Source organism: Cyanobium sp. NIVA-CYA 375 (assembly GCF_056108345.1).
Genome location: NZ_JBSYHW010000177.1, coordinates 1 through 1,888 on the forward strand (window position 1 = coordinate 1; position 1,888 = coordinate 1,888).

Genomic DNA, 1,888 nt, shown 5'->3' on the forward strand with positions numbered 1-1,888 from the left:
ATCTCGTTCATGAACGAGCTGGCCAACCTGGCCGAACACCTCGGCGCCGACATCGAGCGGGTGCGCATCGGCATTGGCTCCGACCCGCGCATTGGCTTTCAGTTCATCTGGCCCGGCTGCGGCTACGGCGGCTCCTGCTTCCCCAAAGATGTGCAGGCCCTGGTGCGCACTGCTCAGCAGGCCGGTTACGCGCCAGAGCTGCTCCAGGCCGTGGAAGCGGTGAACCAGTTTCAGAAGCAACGCCTGCACCGCCTGATCAGCCAGCACTTCGGTGGCGACGCCGGCCTGGCCGGGAGGCGCTTTGCGGTGTGGGGCCTGGCCTTTAAGCCCAACACCGACGACATGCGGGAGGCGCCCTCCCGCGAGCTGCTGGAGGCGCTCTGGGCCGATGGCGCCACGGTGGCGGCCTACGACCCCAAGGCGGCAGAGGAAGCCGAGCGGATTTACCCGGAAGCTCTGGCTGATGGGAGGCTCGTGCTGGCTGCCACCAAGGAAGAAGCCACCGAGGGCGCCGATGCCCTGGTGATCTGCACCGACTGGAAACGCTTCATGGCGCCCAATTTCGATCAGTTGGCCACCGCCCTGCGCCAGAAGCTGATCTTTGATAGGCGCAATCTCTACGACCCGGAGCGGCTGGCCGAGCTGGGGTGGACGTATTTACGCGATTGGGCGGGGGGCTTCGGTGCAGGCGGTGCTCTGGCGTCAACCACCCTTGCCTCCCGCTGCCTTCCCCTGCAGCACCGCCTCCCTTCAGCCCGCCCCTCCCTCTCGAAAGACCCTTCCGCTCAGCTTCAACCCGGGAAACCACTCACCCATCGCAGCTAGTACTGCAGTTCCATGGCGTGATCGGGATGGGTGCGCCCTAGCTACGGTGATGTCAGATGGTCAAAGCCTTCCGGGGCTGCCTGCTCCAGTCCCGCCGCCCCGGCTGCTGGATCTCCAGGGCTGGTCAACCCTTGTGGCCGGTTCCCTGCTGCTGCTGATTTCGTTCACCACCAACTATGGCGATGACAACTTCTCCCGCTTCCGCAGACTCCCGGCCCATGACCAGGTCGGAGTGGGTCTCCACATTGCCGCCCTGGCGGCGCTTGTTGGCGATGTTCAACTGGCGTCCCGTCTACGACATCGAGCAGCGAACGAGGCAGCTGAGGATCGAAACCGAGCAGCTGAGGGAAGAGAACAGGCGGCTCGCCGAGCTCGAATCCAGAATGGATGCCTTGCTGCTCAATGCCGATTCCACCTCGCAGACACCTCCCGCAACCGGCTCCAACTGAGTGAAGCCCTGGCTGTGTTGCTGGAGGAGCTCAGGCCGCCAACGGGCTGAACCAGGCTGCAGTTCGTGAGGCCCTCACCAGCTCAGAAAGTCGATGGCGACAAATACCCCCCCCCAGCTCACTCGGCAGGCGCCAGCACCTTTCGGCTGCGAGCGGAGTCCCGCCCAATGCCGCTGCCGACATGGTGTTCCTCTCGGTGTGTCAAGCGACATCGAAAACTGGGCCACTTCCTACACCGAAAACTGCGCCACCCCTGAGCAGGTCTGGGGCCTTGTTTCCGTAGTGGTTCCGCCTTGGCTGCTCCGGCGGTGCCTCTGCTTGCTCATGGTTTTCTTGTCTGGTTGCGTTGGTTGTCGTCTGGTATTGATGCCGGTGAGGTTGCTCCGGCTGTTTTCCCCTCAGACCTCCTTGGCTGGTGTCGGTGGCGGTAAGCCGCCGATGCCAGCCAAGGAGGAGCCGCCCGCCTGCGGGCGGAACAGTCCGGACCGGTGACTTTCAGGAAAGTTGTCACTCCTTGGCTGCCATTTAAGCGGCCTGGATTAAGGGTAGCGCCATGAGCGGATCGGGCTCTTCTGTTGGCTTGTTTATCCACACTTCTGCCGGTTGACTCCAGC

The 1,888-nt window shown here is 63.6% G+C and carries 3 protein-coding genes; 2 read left to right on the forward strand and 1 reads right to left on the reverse strand.

Annotated elements, in window-relative coordinates; translation table 11 throughout:
- Positions 1-825: nucleotide sugar dehydrogenase (locus AC01FP_RS17285; protein WP_474481946.1), on the forward strand; the 825-nt coding region annotated here is incomplete at its 5' end.
- Positions 826-949: 124 nt separating this feature from the next.
- On the opposite strand, the gene AC01FP_RS17290 is transcribed toward AC01FP_RS17285, so the two are convergent.
- Positions 950-1,105 (reverse strand): hypothetical protein, encoded by a 156-nt coding sequence (locus tag AC01FP_RS17290; RefSeq protein WP_474481947.1) that lies wholly within the window; start codon positions 1,103-1,105, stop codon positions 950-952.
- Between AC01FP_RS17290 and AC01FP_RS17295 the strand changes: the two genes are divergently transcribed.
- Positions 1,098-1,274, forward strand: a complete 177-nt coding sequence (locus AC01FP_RS17295; protein ID WP_474481948.1) for a hypothetical protein — start codon at positions 1,098-1,100, stop codon at positions 1,272-1,274. The two genes, AC01FP_RS17290 and AC01FP_RS17295, sit on opposite strands and share 8 nt — an antisense overlap.
- Positions 1,275-1,888: the final 614 nt, after the last annotated feature.